This is a genomic window from Erythrobacter ramosus (genome assembly GCF_009828055.1).
In the GTDB taxonomy this organism is placed as follows: Bacteria; Pseudomonadota; Alphaproteobacteria; order Sphingomonadales; family Sphingomonadaceae; genus Erythrobacter; species Erythrobacter ramosus.
Map to the genome: position 1 here is coordinate 118,790 of NZ_WTYB01000004.1, position 22,456 is coordinate 141,245.

The following is a 22,456-nucleotide window of genomic DNA, read 5'->3' on the forward strand; positions in this document are numbered from 1 at the left end:
AGCATGAGCGCGGATATCCACCGGCTCGGCATGGGGGAGGGCGATGCCCAAGCCGAGGGGGCGGTGCCGCTATCGGCCGAACGCAGCGTCTATCTTGACGCCTATCTCGCGCCGTTCCGCCGCTGGCTTGACCGTGACACCGTGACCGAAATCATGGTCAACCGCCCGGGCGAGGTGTGGATCGAGGATGCCGCCAGCCCGGGAATGCAGCGGATCGACACCCCGGAGATTGACGACCGGCTGGTCCAGCGCCTCGCTGAACAGGTCGCGCGGGTTTCGCACCAAGGGATCAACCGCGAACATCCCTTGCTGGGCGCGACCCTGCCTGATGGTGCACGTGTGCAGTTCTGCGGGCCACCCGCCAGTCGCAAGCATTGGGTCATGGCGATCCGCCGCCACCGCCGACTCGATCTGCCGCTCGACGCCTATGACACCGGGCCGCTCGCAGGCGAAATGCAGTTCGATCTGCCCGATCCGCAAAGCCAGCCTATCGCCTTCCTGCGCGCTGCCATCCGTGCGCGGCGCACGATCCTGATTTCAGGCGGCACCAGCACCGGCAAGACCACCTTCCTCAACGCCATGCTCGGCGAAATCCCGGCGCAAGAGCGTGTGGTGCTGGTCGAGGATACGCCCGAATTGAAGTTCCCCGGCGACAACGCGGTCGGCCTCGTCGCAGTCAAGGGCGAGCTGGGGGAGGCCAAGGTTACCGCCAACGAGTTGCTGCAAGCCGCCCTGCGCCTAAGGCCCGACCGTATCGTGCTGGGCGAATTGCGCGGCGCGGAGAGCGTCAGCTTCCTGCGCGCAATCAACACCGGCCATCCGGGCAGCTTCTCGACCATCCACGCCAACTCCCTGCGCGGCGCGCTCGAACAGCTTTCGTTGATGGTGATGCAGACCGGTATCGGCCTTACCCGCAGCGACACCATTGCCTATGCCGCCAGCGTGATCGACGTGATCGTCCAGCTGGGCCGCGACGCGAATGGTAAGCGCGGCATCACCCAAATCGCCGAGAGCCGCGAACTGGTGTGAAGCGCCAATGCCAATGACATTGGTGTGACAAGCCCATCTTCCTGATTTACACCGCTGGGCCGAGCGAACACATGCGCTGGGCAAGCGCCGCGTCCCATGAACCGGCGCAGGGCAGAACAGGATAGCGATGAGCACGTCACCGATAGGCAACGCGGATGTTTCCGCAGGCGCGGCCCCCATGCAGATGGCTGAGCTGGCTCATGACGAATCCCCCTATTTCAACCGCGAGCTGTCATGGCTTCAATTTAACCAGCGCGTGCTGGCCGAGGCTTGCAATCCAGCCTACCCGCTGCTCGAACGGCTGCGGTTCCTGTCAATTTCGGGCAGCAATCTCGATGAATTCATGATGATCCGCGTCGCCGGGCTGGTGGGTCAGGTGCAGCGCGGCATGGCGATCCCCTCAATCGACGGGCGCAGCCCCTCGCAGCAATTGGCCGCAATCCGTGAGAAGCTGGCCGAACTCAGCGCCATGCAGCAGACGATCTGGCGCTCGGTGCAAGAAGGGCTGGCAGGCGCGGATATCCACATCGCCGACGAACAGCGCGTCAGCCCGGCCGCGCACAAGTGGCTGAAGACCTACTTCCTCAATGAAATCCTGCCGATCATCACGCCCCAAGCGCTTGATCCGGCGCACCCGTTCCCCTTCGTCCAGAATGAAGGCATGGGCCTGCTATTCACGTTGACCCGCAATGCGACCGGCGAACAGCTGATCGAGATGGTGCTAATCCCCAGCGCGCTCCCGCGCTTCGTTCGGGTGCCGGACGCGGTGTCGGGTGACGGCAGCGTGCTCTACATCTCGATTGCCCGGCTGATCCAGCGCTATGCCGAAGCGCTGTTTCCCGGCTTCACCATTCAGGGCGACGGGTTGTTCCGGGTGCTGCGCGACAGCGATATCGAGATTGAGGAGGAGGCCGAAGACCTGGTGCGCACTTTCCGCAGCGCGATCCAGCGGCGGCGGCGCGGCCAGGTGATTCAGCTGGAGATCGAGGAGGATTTCGATCCTGCCGCCGAACAGCTGCTGCTCGAACAGCTCGGCATCAACGAAGCCGCGGTGATCAAGACTGATGGCATGATCGGGATTGATGGCTTGGCCGAAATCGTTCGCGAAGACCGGCCCGACCTGAAGTTCGATGCCTATTCCCCGCGTTTTCCCGAGCGGATTCGCGAGCATGACGGCGATGCCTTCTCGGCGATCCGCGAGAAGGACATCATCATCCATCACCCTTACGAAAGCTTCGAAGTGGTGGTCGATTTCATCCGGCAGGCCGCAGCCGATCCGGATGTGGTGGCGATCAAGCAGACGCTGTACCGTGCAGGCTCGCAGTCGGCCGTTGTCGGCGCGCTGATCGAGGCGGCCGAAGCGGGTAAATCCGTCACCGCCGTGGTGGAGCTGAAGGCCCGGTTCGACGAAGAGCAGAACCTCAAATGGGCGAGCAAGCTCGAACGTGCGGGCGTGCAAGTTATCTATGGCTTCACCGACTGGAAGACCCACGCCAAGGTCGCCATGGTAGTGCGGCGCGAAGGCGACGGGTTCCGGTCGTACTGCCACTTCGGCACCGGGAATTATCACCCGGTCACCGCCAAGGTTTACACTGACCTCAGCTTCTTCACCGCCGATCCTAAGCTGGCGCGCGATGCGGCCAAGATGTTCAACTTCGTCACCGGCTATGTCGAACCGCACGCGCTCGAACGCATCCACATCGCCCCGATTGATCTGCGTGAGGAAATCTACAGCCGCATCGATACCGAAATCGCCAATGCGCAAGCCGGAAAGCCTGCCGCGGTCTGGTTCAAGTGCAACCAGCTGACCGATGAGGGCGTGATCGACCGGCTCTATGCCGCCAGCAATGCCGGGGTGCAGATCGAGTTGGTGGTGCGCGGCATCTGCTGCCTGCGGCCGGGGATTGCCGGCCTGTCCGAGAATATTCGCGTGAAATCGGTCATCGGCCGCTTCCTCGAACACAGCCGTATCTATGCCTTCGCCAATGGCCACTCGATGCCGAGCGCCCATGCGGCGGTGTTCATCGCATCGGCGGACATGATGAGCCGCAATCTCGACCGACGGGTCGAAGCGCTCATCCCCATCCTCAACCGCACGGTGCACGATCAGGTGCTTCAGCAGGTGCTGCTCGCCAATATGCTCGATACCGAACAAAGCTGGTGGCTGCATCCTGACGGCAGCTATTCGCGCTTTACCGTTGAAGAGGGGCGCAAGCCGTTCAACTGCCACCGTTATTTCATGACCAACCCGTCGCTATCCGGGCGCGGCGGAGCGCTGGAGGCCGGGGCCGTTCCCAAGCTTTCGCTGCGCCGCGGGGCAGCGGCATGATCTGGCGCTGGCGGCGCGAAAGCCGCGACAGCGCGCTGGGCGGCAGCACGGCCGAACGCGCGATCATCGACATCGGTTCGAACACGGTGCGCCTCGTCGTCTATGGCGGCACGATGCGCGCGCCGACGGTGCTGCTCAATGAGAAGGTGACCGCGAAGCTCGGGCGCGAGATCGCGGCGACCGGCAGGCTGGCGGACGAGGCGATGGCGCTGGCGCTGCGAGGGCTGAAGCGGTTTGCGCTTCTGCTCGCCGATCTCGGGATCAAGGATATCGAGACCGTGGCGACCGCTGCGGTCCGCGAGGCGGCCAACGGCCCCGAGTTTGTCGAGACCCTGCGCGCCATCGGCCTCAACCCGCGGGTGATATCGGGTGAGGAAGAAGCGCTGCTGAGCGCTCACGGCGTGATCGGCGCCTTCCCCGATGCGCGCGGGATCGTTGCCGACCTTGGCGGGGGCAGCCTGGAATTGGTGCGGGTGGCGGGCGGCCAGACCGACAGCGCCAGCACGCTCCCGCTTGGCACTTTGCGCTTGCCCGAACACCGCAAGGGCGGGCGGGGTGAGATGCGCAAGAGCCTCGACAAGGTGATCCGAAAGGCTGGGTGGGACTTGTCGACGGCGCTTGCGGCGGAGAATGGCACGCTCTATCTGGTGGGCGGCACATGGCGGGCGATGGCGGTCTATGCGATGGCCGCGCGCGGCTATCCGCTAAGCGATCCGCACGGCTTTGCGATCGAAGGCGCCGCAGCCTTGGAGCTCGCCACCGGCCTTGCACTGAGCGAAAGCGATGTCCTGAAAGGCCGCGAGCGAATTTCGGCGATGCGGGCCGAGAAGCTCCCCGATGCCGCCGTGCTGCTCCAAGCGCTGCTGACGCGGTTGGCACCGGAGCAGGTGGTGTTCTCCTCATGGGGCCTGCGCGAAGGGCTGCTCTATGATCGCCTGCCTGCGCACACCAAGGCGCAGGACCCACTTCTGGCGGGCGTGGCGGTGTTCTCCAGCCAGCGCGGCTCTGCTCCGACACTGGCGACGCGCATGGCGGCCTGGACGCTGGATGCTGCACCCGCGCGCGAACATGGCAGTGAGCGGCTGCGGCTGGCGGCGACCATGCTGGCGCTCGCGGCGATGCAGATCGAGCCCAATATCCGCCTGCCGCAAGCGATCAATTGGGCGCTGCACAAGCGCTGGGTCGGGGTCGACGGCAAGGGCCGCGCGATGTTGGCTGCGGCGATTGCGGCCAATGGCAACCAGCTCAGCCTGCCCGCCGAAGTGCGTGCACTGGCCTGTCCCGAAGCGATCGAGGAAGCCGTGCGCTGGGGCCTCGCCCTGCGGCTGGCGCGCCGGCTCGGCGGTCAATCGGCCCGTTCGCTTGAGGTGAGCCGGTTGGTGGTTGATGAAGGCACGCTGGTGCTGCGCCTTGCGGAAAGCCACGCGGCGCTGTTCGGCTCGCCGACCGAGAAGGACATGAAGTTGCTCGCCGGGCGGCTGGGGATCGGCTGGCGGGTCGATATCGTGCCGGAAAGCGCGCTTTAGGTGGCGGGCTGCTCGGTTTTGGCGAAGGGCGAGAAGTCGGTGTCGATATCGAACAGATCGACGCCCTCGGCGGCCTTCAAGCGGTTCACTACCACATAGGTGACCGGCGTCAGCACCGCTTCCCACACCACCTTCAGCGCCCAATTGGTGACCATCACGGTCAGCACGGCTTCGGTCGTCCAGATGCCGTAAAAGGCGATGGGGTAGAAGATCAAGCTGTCGACGCCTTGTCCGACGAAGGTCGAGCCGATGGTGCGCGTCCACAGGGCGCGACCCTTGGTGAGCACCTTCATCTTGGCCATGACGAAGGAATTGACGAACTCGCCTGCCCAGAAGGCGATGATCGAGGCCACGACGATCCGCCACGTGCTGCCGAACACGCTGACATAGGTTTCCTGACAGATCGCGCCGTCGGGGATGCCTGCGTCGGCGGAGGTTGTTACGGGGCGCGGGCCGCCAAAGCCGCTGGCGCTGCATGACCAGCCATCAAACGCCGGCAGGCTGACGACGACATAGGACATGAAGGCGAGGAACAGCATCGCCGCCGTCCCCACCCAGATCACCCGGCGCGCTTTGGCAAAGCCGTAGATCTCGGTCAGCACGTCGCCGATCACATAGCCCAGCGGGAAAAACAGAATCCCCGCGCCATAGATGAAGATGCCATCGGGCGCAGGCCACCAACCCTGCGGCCAAAACGGCACATCGACAAAGGTGAGCTTAGCCGCGCCGATGATGTTCGACAGCAGCAGGATCGCGACGAAGGCCGCCATCACCAGATCATAGTACCGGAACGTGATCGGCGGACGGCTGGTGGCGACAATGCCGTCGGTCGGATCGCGGTCATAGGCGGCGGCTGGATCAGCGGGAGAGGTGTTTTCCATCGCTTCACCGATTAGCGTGATTTGCCTGTGCGGCAAAGCGCGCTATTGGGCAGCCGTCTCCCATGTTTCGGGTGCGCGCCCGTAGCTCATCTGGATAGAGCGCGAGACTTCTAATCTTGAGGCAGCAGGTTCGAGTCCTGCCGGGCGCGCCAACTTTTGGTCTTCACGATGAATTACCGTCATTCCTTCCATGCCGGCAACAGCGCCGATGTCGTGAAGCACAGCCTGCTGATCGCCCTCATCCGGGCCTTGCAGCTAAAAGACAGCGCTCTCACCCTGATCGACACCCATGCCGGCTGCGGGCTCTACGATCTTGAAGGCGAGGAGGCCGGGCGTACTGGCGAAGCCACGCAGGGCGTTTTGCGGGCCTTTGCCGATCGGAACCCCCTGCTGGATGACTACCGCGCCGCCGTACAAGCCGTGAATGTCGAGGCTGATGCGCTCGATATGCCACGCCTCTATCCCGGCTCCCCGCGCATTATGGCGGAGCTTCTGCGCCCGCAGGATGTCCTGATCCTCAACGAAAAGCATCCCGAGGACGCCTATGCCTTGCGCGGCGCGATGCGCGGCACACCCGCGGCTGTGCACGAGCGCGACGCCTACGAGCTATGGCTGGCGATGCTGCCGACCCGGACACCGCGCGGCGTGGTGGTGGTCGACCCGCCCTACGAGCAGACCGACGAACGGAGCCGCATCACCGCCACCCTCGCCGCCGCGCACCGCAAGTGGTCGCACGGCGTGACTGTGATCTGGTATCCCCTGAAGGAACGGAGCACGCATGCTCTGTGGAAGGACAAGCTGCGCCAGCTCGGTATCCCGAAGCTTCTGACGGTGGAGCATTGGCTGTATGATGCCGACCAGCCCGGCATCTACAACGGCGCGGGGCTGTTCATCGTCAACCCGCCCTATGCCTTCACCCAAGGACTGCCACCTCTGCTGGAAGCCCTGCGCGCGGCGCTAGCGCCCGAGGGGCATCGCGGCGAGATCACAGCCGCTTGGTTGAGCGAATAGAGCAAGCACTGATCGCGCCAAATCATCCGGCGATCGTCGCATCCGAGTTGAGCATGACTGTGCGCCCTCTCTGCGCTGCGGCGTAAATCGCTTCGATCAGGCGCAGGTCGCGCAGACCCATTTCGCCCGGCGTGATGATCGCGGTGCCCTCTCTTATCGCGCTGGCGAGATGGTCGAGCTAGCTGGCGAACTGGACTTCCGAATCCCCCGGCATCAAGTCGCGCCGGTCGCGGCCCGTCTCCAGTGCGAGCGTCAGGCCATCATAGTTGGTCGCCGGGCGCATCACCAGCGCTCCTGCGGTTCCGCGCACCTCCACCATGTTGAGACCGGCCGAATCGTAGGAGGTCACAATCTGCGCCGCCGCGCCCGGGGGGAATTGCCACTGGGCAGCAACATGGGCGTAGATTTTCCTAAAGCGCGGATCGCCAGCGTGCCGACGGAGGTGCTGCGTCCATCTGAGGTGGCCGGGAAGGGGCCGCCGTGAACCATGGAGTGGGTCACCTCGACGCCCGTCGGTCAGGCATTGGCAAAGGGTCGGAGGAGATGTTGTGTAGATACCTGAATTACATATTGAAAAATTCGTGCAAATACGAATGCATAGCTGCTTGGCCATAATGATAGCGATATCATTGCGGGCGCCCCGAGAGCAAAAAGCGGGATTCGGAGCGGCTGCACCCCGGCGCTCAGCCGCGCGCGACGTTCTCCAGTAATTCGCCGGTCACCGGATAGCCGGCATCCGCCAGGATTGTCAGCCACGGCTTGCCGTCTTGCTCCACCACCTGTGGCATGATCGTGCGCACCGGAATCGCCTCGGCTTGCGCGCGGGCTTCCTCGTAGCTGGCGAACAGCGCGAGGCGTTCGAGATTGCGGCGGGTGGGGAAGATCAACTGGATATCCCCGCGCTCCGCTGCGTCGAGTGCGCCTTGTGCGCTCGTCCAGAACAGGTGGGTGTTTTCCGCATGGTCGATCGACACATCGACCGCTCCGGTGCCGAGATTGGCGAGATAGAAGCGCGTGTCATAGACGCGGGCAATCGCCTCGTTCTTCGGGAACCAGCGCGCAAACGGGGTGATCTGGGCAAGGTTGAGCGTCCAGCCGAACGCTTCCAGCACCGGGGCCAGCGCGCCGGTTTCCGCCAGCATCGCGCGCGCATCGGCCGCGCGGGCGGCGTCGATGTCGCCGGCAAGGCCGAGTGCGAGGCCGGTTTCCTCCAGCGTCTCGCGCACAGCGGCGATCTGGTGCGCGGCTTCATCGGCAGTGAGATCACTCGCCTCCGCCACCTCTTCGCCCAGCGCATAGTCCGCCGGATCGACCCTGCCACCCGGGAACACCGCCATCCCGCCCGCAAACGTCATGTTGCGCGAGCGCACAGTCATCAGCACCTCCGGCGGCGCCCCGTTAGGGGCATTGCGGAAGATGATAATGGTGGCGGCAGGAATGCCCTGAGGGCCAGAATCGCGGATCGTGTCGGTGGTGGTCATCGCGGCAAAGGATGGCCTTGCGGCAGGCGCTTGCCAAGAGCGAAGGCGCAGTCCTGCCGGGTTTCCTCCACCTTATCGCTTGCCCGCCTGAGGCCGGAACCAAGGGTGTCGGGCTGCTTTACAATCCGGCACTGCAGCCCCATTATGCAATCGCGAAAAATGGCGGATTTCGGTATCTTATCAAGTTTGGCACGCACTGTGCATAATACATGGCGGTCCTAATGGTCTTCGAAACGAGGTGCGACCCTTCCTGGTCTCCGGGTTGCGCCTCCCCAAAAAGAAAAGCGCTCCGCACTGGTCCTGCGGGGCGCTTTTTCGTTTTCTAGCCCTCAAGCGCTGGGCGCAGCGCTTGAGGGCTATTTGGCTGTCGGCCTGACCGGCCGGCGCGCAGTCGCGCTTGCGGCCCTTTGGGCCGAACTTACGTTTTAGAATAAGCGCTGGCTTCGGTCGCTCTGCGACCGCAAGGGCGACTGCCCGCCCGCAGCGACGGGGCCTTCAGGCCCCGTGAGCGAGGATTTCGCACGCCGGAGGGCGTGCGGAAAATCAAACCTTAGCGACGCCGCTTTGATCCATCAGCTGCTGCAATTCGCCCGCCTCAAACATCTCCATCATGATGTCGCTACCGCCGATGAATTCGCCCTTCACGTAGAGTTGCGGGATGGTCGGCCAGTCGGAGAAGGCCTTGATGCCCTGACGGATTTCCATGTCCTGCAACACGTCGACGCTTTCATAGGCGACGCCGCAATGGTCGAGGATGGCAATTGCCTTGCTGGAAAAGCCGCATTGCGGGAACAGCGGCGTGCCTTTCATGAACAATACGACGTCATTGCTGGTGACGAGATCGGAGATACGGGAATTGGCGTCGGACATGGTGCGTTGCGCCCCTGGTGCTTTGGGTGGGTGTTGCGTAATTACGTGGGGACCACGGTGGTGACTTGCAAGGCGTGCAGTTCTCCGCCCATGCGCCCGCCGAAAGCGGCATAGACCAGTTTGTGCTGAGCCACGCGGCTGAGACCGGCGAATTGCGGGGCGGTGACAGTAGCCGCCCAGTGGTCATCATCCCCGGCAAGGTCGGTCAGTTCGACCGTCGCGCCGGGCAGCGCGGCAAGGATGGCATCTTCGATCGCCGCAGCGGACATCGGCATGGCTTAGACCTCGCCGAACAGTTGGCGCCGGGCTTCGACAGTCATTTCTTCCAGCTTGGCACGAATGTCGGCTTCGCTGACATCGGACTGCGCCGCCGTGAGATCGCCGAGCAGCTTGCGCACCACGTCCTCGTCACCTGATTCTTCGAAGTCGGCCTGCACCACCGCCTTGCGATAGGCGTCGGTTTCTTCCGGGGTGAGCTTCATCAAGCCGGCCGCCCATTCGCCCAGCAGGCGGTTGCGGCGCGCGGCGATGCGGAAGGCAGTGTCATTGTCGAGCGCGAACTTGGCTTCCTCGGCGCGTTCGCGATCCTTGAAGTCGGTCATGTGCTTGCGTGTCCCTTCCGATACGATCCGCGCCAAGCGATAGAGGCGGGCGGGCGCAGCTTCAAGCGGGAAGCCGTGCCCGCAAGCCACTAATCCATCGTCACGACAAGCTTGCCCACGGCCTCGCGCGCTTCAAGCTTGGCGATTGCATCACCTGCGCGGGCGAGGGGGAAGGTTTCGCTGACCAGCGGATCAATCTTGCCGGCTTTCATCAGATCGAACAGCTCGTTCACCTGCGCATGGAAGGCCTCAGGCTCACGCGCGGTGAAGGCACCCCAGAACACGCCGCAGATATCGCAGGACTTTAGTAGCGTCAGGTTCAAGGGCATCTTGGCGATCCCCGCCGGGAAGCCGACCACGAGGAAGCGGCCTTCCCAGGCGATGGCGCGCAGGGCAGGCTCGGAATATTGCCCGCCGACGATGTCATAGACGATGTTCGCGCCGTCCGGGCCGCAGGCGGCCTTGAAGGCATTGGCGAGTTCCTTGGACGCGTCCTTGTCCATCGCTTCGCGCGGGTAGATCACCACTGCGTCGGCACCGGCCTGCTTGGCGACTTCTCCCTTGGCTTCAGACGAGACCGCGGCAACCACGCGCGCGCCGTACGCCTTGGCAAGCTCCACCGCGGCAAGGCCCACGCCGCCCGCAGCACCAAGGATCAAGACGGTGTCGCCCGCCTTGATATGGCCGCGATCCTTCAGCCCGTGGATGGTGGTGCCGTAGGTCATCAGCAGGCTTGCCGCCTTTTCGAACGGCACGCCGTCCGGCACCGCGAACATCCGTCCAGCTGGCACCACGATCTTTTCGGCGAGACCGCCATTGCCGATCCCGGCCAGCACCCGGTCACCGACCTTGAAGCCTTCGACGCCTTCGCCGAGCGCTTCGATCACGCCCGAAATCTCGCCGCCTGGCGAAAAGGGGCGCTGCGGCTTGAACTGGTACATGTCGCGGATGATCAGCCCGTCGGGATAGTTGATCGCGCAGGCCTTAACCGCGACCAGCACTTCGCCCTTGCCGGGGGTGGGGGTCTCGACCTCGTCGAGGGTCAGCGTTTCAGGCCCACCGATGGCGTGGGTGCGAATGGCTTTCATGGTGTCTCTCCCTGTCTGGTATCTTTAAGCGGCAGTGCCGCGCATCAGCCACGGCTGAGCAGCGGTGCGTGCCGCTTCGAATCCGCCGATCGCCTCGCCCCGCGCCATGGTCAGCCCCACCTCGTCAAGCCCGCCGAGCAGGCAATCGCGCCGGAACGGATCGATCTGGAAGGTGAAGCGGTCCTGATAGGGCGTGGTGACGGTCTGCGCTTCAAGATCGACGGCGATTTCGAGCCCCTCGCGCGCCACTTCCAGCAGCCGGTCCACCGCGTCCTGCGGCAGCACCACGGGGAGGATGCCGTTCTTCACAGCGTTCCCCGAATGGATATCTGAAAAGCTCGGCGCGATGACCACGCGGATGCCAAGATCGAGCATCGCCCACGCCGCGTGCTCGCGGCTGGAACCGCAGCCGTAATTGTCGCCCGCGATCAGGATTGGCGCGCCCTTGTAGGCGGGATCGTCGAAGACATTGCCGGGTTCCGCGCGAAGCGATTCAAATGCGCCTGCGCCTAGGCCTTCGCGGCTGATGGTCTTGAGCCATTTGGCTGGGATGATGATGTCGGTATCGACGTTCTTAAGGCCGAGCGGAATGGCGCGGCCTTCGACGCGGGTCAGCGGTTGCATCGGGCGGTTGTCCTCAATCAGTCTGCGGCGGCTCGCCCGACGGAATCGGGCCAGGCTGCGTCGGCTCGTTCGGCTTTTTCTTGCGCTTGTTCGTGTAGAGCAGCGCGGCAGCAATGGCTGCCGATCCGATGGCACCGGCCGCAGCGATGGCGGCGTTGCGGGTGGTGTTCGATTTGGGCTTGTCGGTCATGATGTTACCTTGCGCCTCACGCGGCGGTGTTTCAAGGGGCTGGCGTCACACCAGTTCGCGCACGTCGGTGAGCCGCCCGGTCACAGCGGCAGCGGCAGCCATCGCAGGCGAGACAAGATGCGTGCGCGCGCCCGGCCCTTGGCGACCAACGAAGTTGCGGTTGCTGGTCGAAGCGCAGCGTTCGCCCGGCGGCACCTTGTCAGGGTTCATGCCGAGGCACGCCGAACAACCCGGCTCGCGCCATTCGAACCCTGCGTCGATGAACACCTTGTCGAGGCCCTCGTCCTCGGCCTGCGCCTTGACCAGACCCGACCCCGGCACGACGATAGCCCAGCGGACATTGTCGGCCTTGTGGCGGCCCTTGAGGATTGCTGCGGCGGCGCGCAGGTCTTCGATCCGGCTGTTGGTGCACGAGCCGATGAACACGTTCTCGATCGGCACTTCGGTCATCGGGGTGCCGGGGACAAGACCCATGTAATCGAGGCTCTTTTGAGCAGCAACCCGCTTGCTCTCGTCGGCGAAATCTTCGGGGGAGGGCACGCGGCCGCCAATTGCCACCACGTCTTCGGGGCTGGTGCCCCAGGTAACGCTCGGCTCGACATCGGCGGCGTTGATCGTGACCGACTTGGCAAAAGCCGCGCCGTCATCGCTGTGAAGCGTGCGCCAGTACGCAACCGCCGCGTCCCATTCCGCGCCCTGCGGGGCCATCGGACGGCCCTTGAGGTAGGCGAAGGTGGTGTCATCCGGCGCGATCAGCCCGGCGCGCGCGCCAGCCTCGATGCTCATGTTGCAGACCGTGAGGCGTTCCTCGACCGTCATCCGCTCGAACACGGCGCCGCGATATTCGATCACGTAGCCAGAACCGCCCGCCGCCCCGATCCGACCGATGATGTGGAGGATCAGATCCTTCGCACTGATGCCGGGGCCAAGATCGCCTTCGACCCGGACTTCCATCGGCTTTGATTGCTGGAGCAGCAGCGTCTGCGTCGCCAGCACATGTTCGACTTCGCTCGTCCCGATCCCGAACGCCAATGCGCCGAGCCCGCCGTGGCAAGCCGTATGCGAATCGCCGCAGACGATAGTGGTGCCGGGCAGCGAGAAGCCCTGTTCCGGCCCGACCACATGGACGATGCCTTGTTCTTTGGCGGTCGCGGGGATGTAGCGGATGCCGAACGCTGGCGCGTTGACCTCGAGCGCGGCGAGCTGCGCTGCGCTTTCAGGATCATCGATGGGCATTGGCCTGCCGTTGGCGTCTTGTCGCGCGGTTGTCGGCAGGTTGTGATCGGGTACGGCGAGAGTCAATTCAGGCCGCCGCACCGGCCGCCCAGCCACTTTCAGCGCCTCGAACGCCTGCGGGCTCGTCACCTCGTGCACCAGATGCCGGTCGATGTAGATCAGCGCCGTCCCATCATCGCGCGTCTCCACGACATGCGCGTCCCAGATCTTTTCGTAGAGGGTGCGAGGGCGGCTAGCCATGATCGGGTCCATTATTCGGGGGTGAGAGTGCGGCCCAATAGTCACGATTGCCGAGCCGTGGCAAGATTGCGGCAATTCATCGACACGCCTTGGTGGAAATTGTCATAATCTTGCGCTAGCTTACAGCCATGTCAGCAAACGAATCCCCCGCCGTGGCCTTTCTTCACCCGATCATCGTCCAGCCGGGCGACATCGACTTCATGGGTCACGTGAACAACGCGCGATATCTCAACTGGGTGCAGGATGCGGTGCTGGCGCATTGGCGCGGGATTGCTCCGGCTGAGGATGTGGCAACAAAGGCGTGGGTCGCGCTCAAGCATGAGATTACCTATCGCAAGCCCGCCTTCCTCGAAGATGACGTGATCGCCCAGACCGTGCTCGAACGCTTCAACGGCGCCCGTGCGTTCTACTCCACGCTGATCAAGCGCGGCGAAGACGTGTTGGCCGAAGTGCAATCGAGCTGGTGCTGCATCGACGCTGAAACCCTGCGCCCCGCGCGCATCGGCGAACATCTGCGCGAGTTCTTCTTCCCCAAGGGGGAGTGAGGGCGCGGCTAGCCTAGTTTTCTAGGGCATCGGCTGCGAAGCCGCCATTCCGCAGCCAGAAGCATAATGCCGTTTGATGGCTGCCCTTTGGCCGCGTCAATTACATTCGTTTCCTAACAAGTGATGTTGCAATCCATGCCGCGATGCGTGTGGGTAATTGCATGTTACCAGCTAGGAAAACGATATGACCGAAGAACGCATCACTGAAACGCGCACGCCTGAGGGCAACACTCACACAACCACCACAACCGTCTCCGACCGTCCGAGCTCTGGCGGCGGCACGAAGTGGGTCGGGTTGATCCTCTTGGTTCTGATTGCCGCTGCGGCGCTGTTTGTGTTTTCGCAGATGAGCGATTCCGAAGCCTCCAAAGATGCTGCGGTTGGCGAAGCTGCTCAACAGGTAGGCGATGCTGCCGAGCAAGTCGGCGCAGCGGCCGAAGAGGCCGTTGATAAGGTCACAAATTGAGCGCAGCGCGAGACCTTTGAATGGCACCGCCCTTCGTCCGTGACGATACAGATTGGAAAAACTGAAATGAACTTGATAATCCTTTTGATCGTCGGTGGCCTGATCGGCTGGGTCGCCAGCATGTTGGTCGGCGGCGGCGGCGGCATTCTGATGAATGTTGTCGTTGGAATTGTTGGCGCGCTGCTCGCCGGATTTCTTCTCAATCCCCTGATCGGCGGCGGTAACATCCTGAGCGGCGATCTCAGCCTGAGCGCGATAGCCGTTTCGCTGCTGGGCTCGATCATTCTGCTGGCGGTCCTCAATCTGCTCCGCCGACGGTAGGACTGAGCAGCAAAGCTTTGCGACCAAGGCGCCGGTGTCCCAACGGGCGCCGGCGTTTTGTTGTGCGCGATGCACGTTCGCGCAAACGCAATTGCCTTAGAGGCCGCGCGGTCTATACGCATCTGGATGGCTTTCCCGTGCGTATCCTTCGTTCGATGAACCCGCAATTTGCCTCAGGCTTCACGCTGCCCAAGCGGACCTTGCAGAGCGCCATCGGCCTCGCGCTGGGACTGGCGATAGCCGGGAGTTGGCTGGGCATCCACGCTTACGGCATGTTCGTTTTCGAACTGACGTGGTCGAACTGGCCGTTCGCGCTAGCGCTGGCAGCGGTGCAGTGCTGGCTTTCCGTGGGCGTGTTCATTGTCTGCCATGATGCGATGCACGGGACACTGGTGCCCGGTCAGCCGCGCATCAACGGAGCAATCGGCGCGGTGCTGCTGGCGCTTTATGCGGGGTTCGCATGGAAGCAGCTGCGCGATGCGCATTTCGATCATCACAAGCTGGCCGGCCGCCCGGGCGATCCCGATTTCGATGAGCACAATCCGGGCAATTTCCTGCGCTGGTACGGCACGTTCTTCCGGCGCTATTTCGGTTGGCGCTCGATCCTGTTTGTGCACACCGTGGTCGGCATCTACTGGCTGGTGCTGGATATTCCGATGGTGCAGATCGTGATGCTTTACGGCCTCCCGGCACTCGGATCGTCGCTGCAACTGTTCTACTTCGGCACCTTCCGCCCGCACCGCCATGCGCAGGGCGAGGATGCGGCGGACTTCGCAGACCGCCACAACACTCGCAGCGAGGATTTCGGCACGCTGGCGAGCCTCGCTTCGTGCTTCCATTTCGGCTATCATCTCGAACACCACCGCCGCCCCGATGTGCCGTGGTGGGCGCTGCCGGGCGCGCGACGGGCGGGGGTGGGCCGCGTAGAACCGACTGAAAAGGTGCCCGCATGAGCTGGCTCGAAGTGTTCCTGACCGTCATGTCCTCGCTGATCGGGATGGAACTGTTTGCGTGGTTTGCGCACAAGTACATCATGCACGGCTGGGGCTGGGGCTGGCACCGCGACCATCACGAGCCGCATGACAACGTGCTGGAAAAGAATGACCTGTTCGCGGTGGTGTTCGGCACCATCAACGCTGCGATGTATATCTACGGCTCGCTCTACTGGGACTGGCTGTGGTGGTTCGCGGTCGGCATCACGCTTTATGGGGTGATCTACACGTTGGTCCACGATGGCCTGGTCCATCAGCGCTACTGGAAGTGGGTGCCGCGCAAGGGTTACGCCAAGCGGCTGGTGCAGGCGCACAAGCTCCACCATGCGACGATCGGGAAAGAGGGCGGGGTGAGCTTTGGCTTCGTCTTCGCGCGTGATCCCGCCAAGCTGAAGGCTGAACTCAAGGCGCAGAAGGAAGCAGGGCTTGCGGTGGTGCGTGACAGCGTCGGCGCGGGCGGTGACGGCTTCGAGACAGTGGGCCGCAACCTCTAGGGCGACTTAGTCCCAAAGCTTCCTTAGAAATCCGGCGGCCGCTGCGAACCATGCCACCAGCATGGCGATGATGAAGACGACTCCGGCAGCGTCTTCCCAGCCAATCAGGCTCAGCGGATAGGCGGCGAAAATGGCCGCCCCCATGAAGACCGTGCACCAAAGGGCGACCTTTTGGCTCACTCGTGCTCCGCCTGCACCATCATTTTGGGCATGCGTCAGCCGCCAAGCTGCGTCAGGCTAAGGTTATTACCTTCGGGATCGTGAAACCACGCGATTTTGGTGCCTGATCCGGGGTGGGTCCAGACCCCGTCCGTGTCCTGTCCAAAGCCTTCGTAGATGGCAAACGCCACGCCTTTTTCCGTCAGCGCTGCGATTTCGGCGCCGATGTCGTCGACCTGCCAGCCGAGCACGGTGTGGGGGTTGGGCTCGTGGCCCTCGACCTTGGTGAGCCGGAGCAGGGTGCCAGCCAAATCATAATTGATCGCAAAGGGATCCTCTCCCGTTTCGGTGAGGCCGAGAATTTCGGTGTAGAAGGCCCGCGCTTTGGGCAGATCGGCGGCAAGCACAAAGCAAACGGGTTTCGCATCGGTCAGCATGCTGGTCCTCCCTGTTAAGGGCGACTCGTGCGATGGAGCCGCACCCCCGCGAAACTTACGCCCTCAGCCTGGTGCCGCCAACCGTTCAGCCAGCCGCCAGCCTCGCAGCATGTTCCTTCACCAGCGCGATCATGTTCGGCACGCCCTGGGTGCGGTTGCTCGATAGCTGGCTCTTGAGATCGAACGGGGCGAGCGCGCCCATCACGTCCATCTGCGCGACCTCGGCGGCGGGCCTGTCCTGCACGGCGGCGATCACCAGTGCGACAATCCCCTTGGTGATCGCGGCATTGCTGTCGGCGAGGAAATGCAGCTTCTGCTCCTCCTGCGAGGCGGGGTAGACCCACACTGCAGCCGAACACCCGCGCACCAGAGTCGCATCAGTCTTGAGCGCATCAGGCATGGGTTCGAGCGCGCGGCCAAGCTCGATCAGCAGGCCGTAACGCTCGTCGCCTTCGAGGAATTCATACTCTTCGAGAATGTCGGAAAGGGTGCGCATGGGCGCTGCGTTACGCAGGGTGGCTGCGAAACGGAAGGGGTGAATTACCCCTAATGTCAGCCGCTCAGGCCGCCGGGCCGGGTGAGGGCATAGTAGATCACATAGAACCAGCTGAAGAAGCCGTGGACGATGGCCCAGATGATGGACTTGTTGACGCTCCAGCTGATCGCCACCGCAATCGCTGTGCCGAGCCCGATACCCGCTTGCGTCGCGGTGTTGCGGGCTGTGCTCACAGTTCGACCCCGCTGGCGATGGCTTCCAGCTTGCGGATGCGTTCCTTGAGGTCGGCAAGTTCGATCCGGGCGGTGCCGATGCTGGAACCGTCGGCAGCCGCAGGGTGGTGGGCGCTGCGGTCCAGCTCCTGCCGCTTGAGGTCAAGCCAGCCCTGCCAGCCACGCAGCAGCGCGGCGGCGATGACGATGATCGCGATCAGGCCGGACGTGGCGCTGATCACAGAAGGGTCGAGAAGCGGAGTGATCATTTGCGCTGTTCCTCCTTCGCCTGCGGAAGTGCCCGCAGCGCTTCGATTTCGGCAGCGATCTGCGCCGTCACGCGCGCATCGCCGGTGTTGCTGTCGGTGACGATGCGTTCGAGCACCTTCACCCGTTCCTTGAGCTCGCTCACCTCGCGCCGTGCGGCTTCGATTTCGGCCTGGCTGCGCCCATCTTCGCGGGACACAACCTTCTGGTTGCCGTCCTCGTCGGTGATGATCCCGGCCCGGGCCCGGATCGATTCGACGATCCCCCAGATCACGATCGCGACCAGCGCGACGATCGCCCAACTGCTCATGATACGGCATCCTCGGTCTGGCGCTTTGCCTGGGCCAGCGAAAGAGTTTCGCGGCGCAGGGCCTCGATCTCGTCGGCGAGCAGGCTTCCGCGATCCGTGGCGATGTGTTCCAGCACGCGCAGGCGATCCTCGATCAGCTGCTGGCGGTCGGCGACCGCGCGGATGTCGGGCGACTGCGGATCGGCCTTCGCAGTGTAACGCAGGCGCTTGGCCTCCATCACCTTCTCGGCAAGGCCGTTCAGCGTCATGCCAATGATCACCGCCATCGCAATGATGGTCATCGCAATGATGATCTGTTCGCCCATCACGCTTCCCCCTTGTCCTTGAGACCGGCCAGAGCCCGATCCCGCAGCGCGTCGATTTCCGCGCCGAGGTGGTAGCCGCCGTCGGTGACGATCCGCTCGACATTGATCAGCCGGTCCTTGATCGCGCCAAGTTCGGCGCGCAGTTCGGCGTTTTCCTGGGTCAGCAGGGTGACGCGGTGTGCTGTCTCCTTGTCCGAGCCGGGCTTGAGCGACTGGCCCCACATGCCTTCAAGCGGGTAGCCGTTCTTAATCTTCATCCGGGTCGTCTGGAACGAAGTCAGGATACCGGCCGCGCCGAGCGTGAAGGCTCCGGCGATGATCCAGCCGAGGTAGGGCAGAAAGTCAGCAGGTTCCATTACACGCGCTCCTTTTTCTCAATACCGAGCGGAACGCCCGTGCCATGGTCCGCAGTCCGCTCATCGCGCAGCGCTTCGATTTCCTGGGCGAGCGTGTAGCCACGGTCGGTGACAATCTTTTCCAGCACGACCAGCCGGTCCTGCATCGCTTCGACCTTGCCGTGCAGTTCGCGGTTTTCGGCCTTCAGCCGTTCACTCTCGGCCCGCGATTGTGCGGTGTCTTTGCGTTCGGTCTTGCCGCCCCATTCGTCTTCAAGGGCATAGCCGTGCTTGGCGCGGATCCAGTTGTTGATCAGCCAGCCGCCGGTGCAGATCATTACGATGGCGACGATGAAGCTCGGGTCATGCGGCATCACACGCGCTCCTTCTTCTCGAGGCCGAGCGGCACGCCCATGCCCTCATCCACCCGGCGCTGGTCGCGCAGCGCCTCGATCTGGGTGGCGATGTCATAGCCGCGATCGGTGACGATGCGTTCGAGCACCTGCACCCGGTCTTCCAGCCGCTGGATATGGGTCGCATATTGCGCGGCCTTCTCGGCGGTCTGTTCGGCGGTGGAGCCGATCTGCATCTCCGCCAGCTTCTGTTGATGCTTGGTCCAGATGGCGACGATCGGGATCATCATCGCGATAATCGGGATCATCAAGGCAAGATAACCTTCCATATTCTTCGGTCCCCCTTGCGTGTGTTCGGGCTTAGCGCAGCCGCTCGATCTCGGCGGTCAGACGCGGGTTGCTGCTGACATAGTGGGTTTCCACCGCGGCCAACCGCCGGTCGACGTCGCGGAACGCAGCGCGGATTTCGCGGGCGGTGCGCTTCGGGCTCTGGCGGACGGACTGCCAGTACTTCTGCTCGCTTTCGTCGCGGTAGAGATGCGGCGGCTTCTTGTTGAGGATGAAGCCGGCCACGAAATAGGCCAGGATCGACCAGCCGCCGGTGATGAACATCGAGAAGAACGCGGCCATGCGGACCCAGAAGACGTTCACCCCGGTGTAGTCGGCGATGCCGGAGCACACGCCCATCAGTTTGGCATTGTGCTTGTCACGGTAGAGCGTGGTGCGGGGGCTGTTCATGCGCGGGTTCCCTTCTTCTCGGCCATCAGCGCTTCCAATTCGCGCAGCTGCTGGTTGTCTTGTTCATGATCGGCGATCAGGCGGCGGGCGGGGGTGAAGCTGGGGTCGTCGCTGGCAACCAGCCGTTCGACTGTGTCCATCCGCTCATCAAGCCGCTTGGCGAGATTGTAGAGTTCCTCAAGCAGCACTTCGTCATCGACGGTGATCGTCGCGGCGGTCTTCCACTTCGTCATGTAGTGCAGAATGACCCAGGGCAGCCCGATGAAGAGCGTGGCGACGATCATCACCGCAATCAGTCCGTCTTCCATGGTCTATTCCCCCTGCTTGTCGTCGGCTTTGCCGAGCGCTTTCTTCATTGCGGCGAGTTCATCATCGATCGCGTCCGACCCGGCGAGGGCGGCGATTTCATCGGCGAGGCTCGGCGGGCCGTCTTCGGCGATCCGCAGCGCGTCGGCGCGGCCCTCGGCGTAATCGACCCGGCGTTCGAGCTGGTCGAAGCGGGCGAGCGCTTCATCGGTGCGTTCGGTGCTCATCAGCGTGCGCAGCTTGACGCGGTTCTCGGCGCTTTCGAGGCGCGCGGCGATCGCGGTCTGGCGGCTGCGGGCTTCGCGTAGGCGGTGCTGCAACTTGGCGATGTCTTCCTCGTAGGCGCGCAGGGCGTCGTCGAGCACGGCGATTTCGCTCTTGAGCTGGTCGGCCATGTCGCCGGCCTTCTTCTTTTCGACCAGCGCCGCACGGGCGAGGTCTTCACGATCCTTGCTGAGCGCCAGCTGCGCTTTCTCGCCCCAGTCAGCCTGGAGCCGGTCGAGCTTCATGCAGTGGCGATGCATTTCCTTCTGATCGGCAATGGTGCGCGCCGCGCTGGCGCGGACTTCGACCAAGGTTTCCTCCATTTCGAGGATGATCATCCGGATCATCTTCGACGGATCATCCGCCTTGTCAAGCATATCGTTGAAATTGGCGGCAATAATGTCGCGGGTGCGGCTGAAAATGCCCATGAAGGCTACTCCATCGAGAAACGAATTGACCCGGTCCAGGGGGGCGACTCGGTCGTGCTCCTGGTCGGCAGTTGCCCGGCGAGATTGCGTCGGGGTGGGGCTGCGGCGCAAGGCTTCGATTTCCTCATCGAGCCGCGACAGACGCGTGGCCGAAAGCAGGCGGGAGGGTTGGGCCGGAACATCGCTGTCGAAGGCAGCGCGAGTGGGCGTCGCGGTGCGGTCAGCATCGGCAGGGGGGACATCCTGCATGGGGCGTTCCGGCCCGAGGGGGTCAAAGGGGTCGCCCACCTTATGCGATCTCGATCATCGCGCCGGATTCGGCAGCGGGGTGAGCGATCGGGGCGGCATGGGCGGCGCTGGGCTGAATCTGCGACGACAGCGCGATCATCATTACCATCGCGGCGATGCTGGCCATTGCTGCCTGCCCGAGCTTCGTGTTCCAGAAGCTGTCCGAGGAACGGGCGTTTGCGGCGTTGCGGTCGATCATAGTGAGCCTCCCAAGTGGTATGCGTGGTGTTGCTCGGTATTTTGCAACCGCCGTGCCAAACCGCGAAAACGGCGGAATTGCGAGGTTTTTGATATGGCGCAATCTGGAAGCGTTGGTCTGTATTGCCAAGCATTGGTGTTTTTCACTATAGTTTGGATGTGAAGCTCGAAAGCCAGTTCATCGGTCAGTCAGGGGCCTTTCTCGACGCGGTCGAACGCGCCAGCCGCGCGGCTGCGATGAACCGTCCGGTGTTGGTGATCGGTGAGCGCGGTACGGGTAAAGAACTGATCGCCGAACGCCTTCACCGCCTGTCGAGCCGCTGGGACGAACCACTGGTGACGATGAACTGCGCCGCGCTTCCCGAAACGCTGATCGAGGCCGAGCTGTTCGGCCATGAAGCAGGCGCCTTTACCGGTGCGACCAAGACCCGCGTCGGGCGGTTCGAGGAGGCGGATCGCGGGACGCTGTTCCTTGATGAACTTGGCACTCTGTCGATGGGCGCGCAGGAGCGGTTGCTGCGCGCGGTCGAATACGGCGAGATTACGCGCATCGGTGCCTCGCGCCCGATCCGGGTCGACGTGCGGATCGTGGCGGCTACCAATGACGATCTGCCCGCACTGGCGGCGAGCGGGGAGTTCCGCGCTGATCTGCTCGACCGGCTGAGCTTCGAAGTCATCACCTTGCCGCCCCTCAGGGTGCGTGAGGGCGATATCGGCGTCTTGGCCGAATATTTCGGGCGGCGCATGGCAGCGGAACTCGACTGGGAACGTTGGCCGGGGTTCGCACCGCACGTAATGGACGCGCTCGAGGATCATCCTTGGCCCGGCAATGTCCGCGAACTGCGTAATGTGATCGAGCGGGCGGTCTATCGCTGGGACGCGCCGGACATGGCAATCGCCCATGTCCAGTTCGATCCCTTCGACAGCCCTTGGCGCCCGCGTCCGCCCGAACACCGGCGCAGCCATGCGCAAGCGGCGGCGGCGGGGACGGCCAGCGCTGCGTCCGGCGCTGCGGCTGTGGCAGGCGCCGCGCCGAGTTTCGATAGCATCGAGGATCTGCGCGCCGCGGTCGACGCGCATGAGCGGGCGATCCTAGCCCATGCCTTGGGAAAACACCGTTGGAACCAGCGCCAGACCGCCCGCGCGCTCGGGCTAACCTATGATCAGCTGCGTCACTGTATTCGCAAGCACGCCCTGATGGAGGGGCAGGACTGAGAACGTTCATAACGGATTCGAAAGGCTTTTCGATTATTGCGGTGATCTTGTTCAAGGCGGCAGATCACGATGCAATTGCTTTCCGAACATTTCTTGGCCGATAGGGCTCAACGGCAACCTCTGGCAGGTCAGACGGTTATCGCGCGCCGCGCGGGTTTGCACTGACATGCGACCCGATCTTTCCGCCATCCCCAGTCACCCTTTGCCTGCGACACCAACC

General features: G+C 63.5%; 34 protein-coding genes, 1 tRNA gene and 1 pseudogene. 11 read left to right on the plus strand and 25 right to left on the minus strand.

Going from position 1 to position 22,456, the window contains the following annotated elements:
- Positions 1–3 precede the first annotated feature (3 nt).
- The 3 genes from virB11 to GRI59_RS14550 all read left to right on the plus strand — a co-directional run bounded on the left by virB11 (position 4) and on the right by GRI59_RS14550 (position 4,884).
- A complete protein-coding gene (virB11, locus tag GRI59_RS14540; protein ID WP_160761966.1) occupies positions 4–1,029 on the plus strand; it encodes a P-type DNA transfer ATPase VirB11 in 1,026 nt (341 codons plus the stop codon).
- A gap of 178 nt (positions 1,030–1,207) precedes the next feature.
- Entirely contained in the window at positions 1,208–3,358 is a 2,151-nt protein-coding gene (locus tag GRI59_RS14545; RefSeq protein ID WP_237440867.1) for an RNA degradosome polyphosphate kinase, read from the plus strand.
- On the plus strand, positions 3,355–4,884 hold the full coding sequence (locus GRI59_RS14550; RefSeq protein WP_160761968.1) for a Ppx/GppA family phosphatase: 1,530 nt from the start codon (positions 3,355–3,357) through the stop codon (positions 4,882–4,884). The genes GRI59_RS14545 and GRI59_RS14550 overlap by 4 nt, the downstream gene beginning before the upstream one ends.
- On the opposite strand, the gene GRI59_RS14555 is transcribed toward GRI59_RS14550, so the two are convergent.
- Positions 4,881–5,765: a queuosine precursor transporter gene (locus GRI59_RS14555; protein WP_160761969.1), complete on the minus strand. Its 885-nt coding sequence runs from the start codon at positions 5,763–5,765 to the stop codon at positions 4,881–4,883. The two genes, GRI59_RS14550 and GRI59_RS14555, sit on opposite strands and share 4 nt — an antisense overlap.
- Positions 5,766–5,840: 75 nt before the next feature.
- Between GRI59_RS14555 and GRI59_RS14560 the strand changes: the two genes are divergently transcribed.
- Positions 5,841–5,917: transfer RNA gene (locus tag GRI59_RS14560), tRNA-Arg, on the plus strand.
- Between the two features lie 16 nt (positions 5,918–5,933).
- Positions 5,934–6,776, plus strand: a complete 843-nt coding sequence (locus GRI59_RS14565; protein WP_160761970.1) for a 23S rRNA (adenine(2030)-N(6))-methyltransferase RlmJ — start codon at positions 5,934–5,936, stop codon at positions 6,774–6,776.
- 22 nt (positions 6,777–6,798) lie between these two features.
- On the opposite strand, the pseudogene GRI59_RS16010 reads toward GRI59_RS14565, so the two are convergent.
- The 10 genes and pseudogenes from GRI59_RS16010 to leuC form a co-directional block, all read right to left on the minus strand.
- A pseudogene (locus tag GRI59_RS16010) lies at positions 6,799–6,942 on the minus strand (Gfo/Idh/MocA family protein); the annotation flags it as partial.
- A 12-nt stretch (positions 6,943–6,954) separates the two neighbouring features.
- Positions 6,955–7,125 (minus strand): hypothetical protein, encoded by a 171-nt coding sequence (locus tag GRI59_RS14570; RefSeq protein WP_160761971.1) that lies wholly within the window; start codon positions 7,123–7,125, stop codon positions 6,955–6,957.
- Between the two features lie 334 nt (positions 7,126–7,459).
- Positions 7,460–8,257 (minus strand): NUDIX hydrolase, encoded by a 798-nt coding sequence (locus GRI59_RS14575; RefSeq protein ID WP_160761972.1) that lies wholly within the window; start codon positions 8,255–8,257, stop codon positions 7,460–7,462.
- A 543-nt stretch (positions 8,258–8,800) separates the two neighbouring features.
- Positions 8,801–9,127 carry a Grx4 family monothiol glutaredoxin gene (grxD, locus tag GRI59_RS14580; RefSeq protein ID WP_160761973.1) on the minus strand — a complete coding sequence of 109 codons (327 nt, stop codon included), beginning with the start codon at positions 9,125–9,127 and terminating at the stop codon, positions 8,801–8,803.
- A 41-nt stretch (positions 9,128–9,168) separates the two neighbouring features.
- Complete coding sequence (locus GRI59_RS14585; RefSeq protein ID WP_160761974.1) at positions 9,169–9,402, minus strand: BolA/IbaG family iron-sulfur metabolism protein; 234 nt, start codon at positions 9,400–9,402, stop codon at positions 9,169–9,171.
- 3 nt (positions 9,403–9,405) lie between these two features.
- Complete coding sequence (locus GRI59_RS14590; RefSeq protein WP_160761975.1) at positions 9,406–9,729, minus strand: DUF1476 domain-containing protein; 324 nt, start codon at positions 9,727–9,729, stop codon at positions 9,406–9,408.
- 89 nt (positions 9,730–9,818) lie between these two features.
- On the minus strand, positions 9,819–10,817 hold the full coding sequence (locus GRI59_RS14595; RefSeq protein WP_160761976.1) for an NADPH:quinone oxidoreductase family protein: 999 nt from the start codon (positions 10,815–10,817) through the stop codon (positions 9,819–9,821).
- Between the two features lie 24 nt (positions 10,818–10,841).
- The gene (gene leuD / locus GRI59_RS14600) at positions 10,842–11,441 is read right to left on the minus strand and encodes a 3-isopropylmalate dehydratase small subunit (protein WP_160761977.1); all 600 of its coding nucleotides are present in this window, start codon (positions 11,439–11,441) and stop codon (positions 10,842–10,844) included.
- 13 nt (positions 11,442–11,454) lie between these two features.
- Positions 11,455–11,631 carry an isopropylmalate isomerase gene (locus GRI59_RS14605; protein WP_160761978.1) on the minus strand — a complete coding sequence of 59 codons (177 nt, stop codon included), beginning with the start codon at positions 11,629–11,631 and terminating at the stop codon, positions 11,455–11,457.
- 45 nt (positions 11,632–11,676) lie between these two features.
- On the minus strand, positions 11,677–13,107 hold the full coding sequence (gene leuC / locus GRI59_RS14610) for a 3-isopropylmalate dehydratase large subunit (RefSeq protein ID WP_160761979.1): 1,431 nt from the start codon (positions 13,105–13,107) through the stop codon (positions 11,677–11,679).
- A gap of 128 nt (positions 13,108–13,235) precedes the next feature.
- Between leuC and GRI59_RS14615 the strand changes: the two genes are divergently transcribed.
- From GRI59_RS14615 to GRI59_RS14635, 5 genes are all read left to right on the plus strand, one after another.
- Entirely contained in the window at positions 13,236–13,652 is a 417-nt protein-coding gene (locus GRI59_RS14615; protein WP_160761980.1) for an acyl-CoA thioesterase, read from the plus strand.
- A 184-nt stretch (positions 13,653–13,836) separates the two neighbouring features.
- Positions 13,837–14,118 carry a hypothetical protein gene (locus GRI59_RS14620; protein ID WP_160761981.1) on the plus strand — a complete coding sequence of 94 codons (282 nt, stop codon included), beginning with the start codon at positions 13,837–13,839 and terminating at the stop codon, positions 14,116–14,118.
- A 66-nt stretch (positions 14,119–14,184) separates the two neighbouring features.
- Positions 14,185–14,439, plus strand: a complete 255-nt coding sequence (locus GRI59_RS14625; protein ID WP_160762043.1) for a GlsB/YeaQ/YmgE family stress response membrane protein — start codon at positions 14,185–14,187, stop codon at positions 14,437–14,439.
- Positions 14,440–14,576: 137 nt separating this feature from the next.
- Positions 14,577–15,392: a fatty acid desaturase gene (locus tag GRI59_RS14630; RefSeq protein ID WP_337190288.1), complete on the plus strand. Its 816-nt coding sequence runs from the start codon at positions 14,577–14,579 to the stop codon at positions 15,390–15,392.
- On the plus strand, positions 15,389–15,925 hold the full coding sequence (locus GRI59_RS14635; RefSeq protein ID WP_160761982.1) for a sterol desaturase family protein: 537 nt from the start codon (positions 15,389–15,391) through the stop codon (positions 15,923–15,925). The genes GRI59_RS14630 and GRI59_RS14635 overlap by 4 nt, the downstream gene beginning before the upstream one ends.
- A 6-nt stretch (positions 15,926–15,931) precedes the next feature.
- Here the strand turns inward: GRI59_RS14635 and GRI59_RS14640 are convergent, their stop codons facing one another.
- From GRI59_RS14640 to GRI59_RS14700, 14 genes are all read right to left on the minus strand, one after another.
- Complete coding sequence (locus tag GRI59_RS14640) at positions 15,932–16,105, minus strand: hypothetical protein (RefSeq protein ID WP_160761983.1); 174 nt, start codon at positions 16,103–16,105, stop codon at positions 15,932–15,934.
- A gap of 35 nt (positions 16,106–16,140) precedes the next feature.
- Positions 16,141–16,521, minus strand: coding sequence for a VOC family protein (locus tag GRI59_RS14645; RefSeq protein WP_160761984.1), 381 nt, complete (start codon positions 16,519–16,521; stop codon positions 16,141–16,143).
- Positions 16,522–16,606: 85 nt separating this feature from the next.
- Positions 16,607–17,017 (minus strand): SufE family protein, encoded by a 411-nt coding sequence (locus GRI59_RS14650; protein ID WP_160761985.1) that lies wholly within the window; start codon positions 17,015–17,017, stop codon positions 16,607–16,609.
- A 56-nt stretch (positions 17,018–17,073) separates the two neighbouring features.
- Positions 17,074–17,250: a hypothetical protein gene (locus GRI59_RS15685; protein WP_183363747.1), complete on the minus strand. Its 177-nt coding sequence runs from the start codon at positions 17,248–17,250 to the stop codon at positions 17,074–17,076.
- On the minus strand, positions 17,247–17,498 hold the full coding sequence (locus tag GRI59_RS14655; RefSeq protein ID WP_160761986.1) for a hypothetical protein: 252 nt from the start codon (positions 17,496–17,498) through the stop codon (positions 17,247–17,249). Before GRI59_RS14655 ends, GRI59_RS15685 begins: the two co-directional genes overlap by 4 nt.
- A complete protein-coding gene (locus GRI59_RS14660; RefSeq protein ID WP_160761987.1) occupies positions 17,495–17,806 on the minus strand; it encodes a hypothetical protein in 312 nt (103 codons plus the stop codon). Before GRI59_RS14660 ends, GRI59_RS14655 begins: the two co-directional genes overlap by 4 nt.
- A complete protein-coding gene (locus tag GRI59_RS14665; protein WP_160761988.1) occupies positions 17,803–18,111 on the minus strand; it encodes a hypothetical protein in 309 nt (102 codons plus the stop codon). The genes GRI59_RS14660 and GRI59_RS14665 overlap by 4 nt, the downstream gene beginning before the upstream one ends.
- Positions 18,111–18,467 (minus strand): hypothetical protein, encoded by a 357-nt coding sequence (locus GRI59_RS14670; RefSeq protein ID WP_160761989.1) that lies wholly within the window; start codon positions 18,465–18,467, stop codon positions 18,111–18,113. Before GRI59_RS14670 ends, GRI59_RS14665 begins: the two co-directional genes overlap by 1 nt.
- Positions 18,467–18,820 carry a hypothetical protein gene (locus GRI59_RS14675; protein ID WP_160761990.1) on the minus strand — a complete coding sequence of 118 codons (354 nt, stop codon included), beginning with the start codon at positions 18,818–18,820 and terminating at the stop codon, positions 18,467–18,469. Before GRI59_RS14675 ends, GRI59_RS14670 begins: the two co-directional genes overlap by 1 nt.
- Positions 18,820–19,128 carry a hypothetical protein gene (locus GRI59_RS14680; RefSeq protein ID WP_160761991.1) on the minus strand — a complete coding sequence of 103 codons (309 nt, stop codon included), beginning with the start codon at positions 19,126–19,128 and terminating at the stop codon, positions 18,820–18,822. Before GRI59_RS14680 ends, GRI59_RS14675 begins: the two co-directional genes overlap by 1 nt.
- 31 nt (positions 19,129–19,159) lie before the next feature.
- Complete coding sequence (gene pspC / locus GRI59_RS14685; protein WP_160761992.1) at positions 19,160–19,537, minus strand: envelope stress response membrane protein PspC; 378 nt, start codon at positions 19,535–19,537, stop codon at positions 19,160–19,162.
- The gene (pspB, locus tag GRI59_RS14690; RefSeq protein ID WP_160761993.1) at positions 19,534–19,845 is read right to left on the minus strand and encodes an envelope stress response membrane protein PspB; all 312 of its coding nucleotides are present in this window, start codon (positions 19,843–19,845) and stop codon (positions 19,534–19,536) included. Before pspB ends, pspC begins: the two co-directional genes overlap by 4 nt.
- A gap of 3 nt (positions 19,846–19,848) precedes the next feature.
- Entirely contained in the window at positions 19,849–20,676 is an 828-nt protein-coding gene (pspA, locus tag GRI59_RS14695; RefSeq protein WP_183363773.1) for a phage shock protein PspA, read from the minus strand.
- 148 nt (positions 20,677–20,824) lie between these two features.
- Positions 20,825–21,022, minus strand: coding sequence for a hypothetical protein (locus GRI59_RS14700; RefSeq protein WP_160761994.1), 198 nt, complete (start codon positions 21,020–21,022; stop codon positions 20,825–20,827).
- Between the two features lie 158 nt (positions 21,023–21,180).
- Here GRI59_RS14700 and pspF point away from each other — a divergent pair, with 158 nt between their 5' ends.
- Positions 21,181–22,236, plus strand: coding sequence for a phage shock protein operon transcriptional activator (pspF, locus tag GRI59_RS14705; protein ID WP_160761995.1), 1,056 nt, complete (start codon positions 21,181–21,183; stop codon positions 22,234–22,236).
- Positions 22,237–22,456 lie beyond the last annotated feature (220 nt).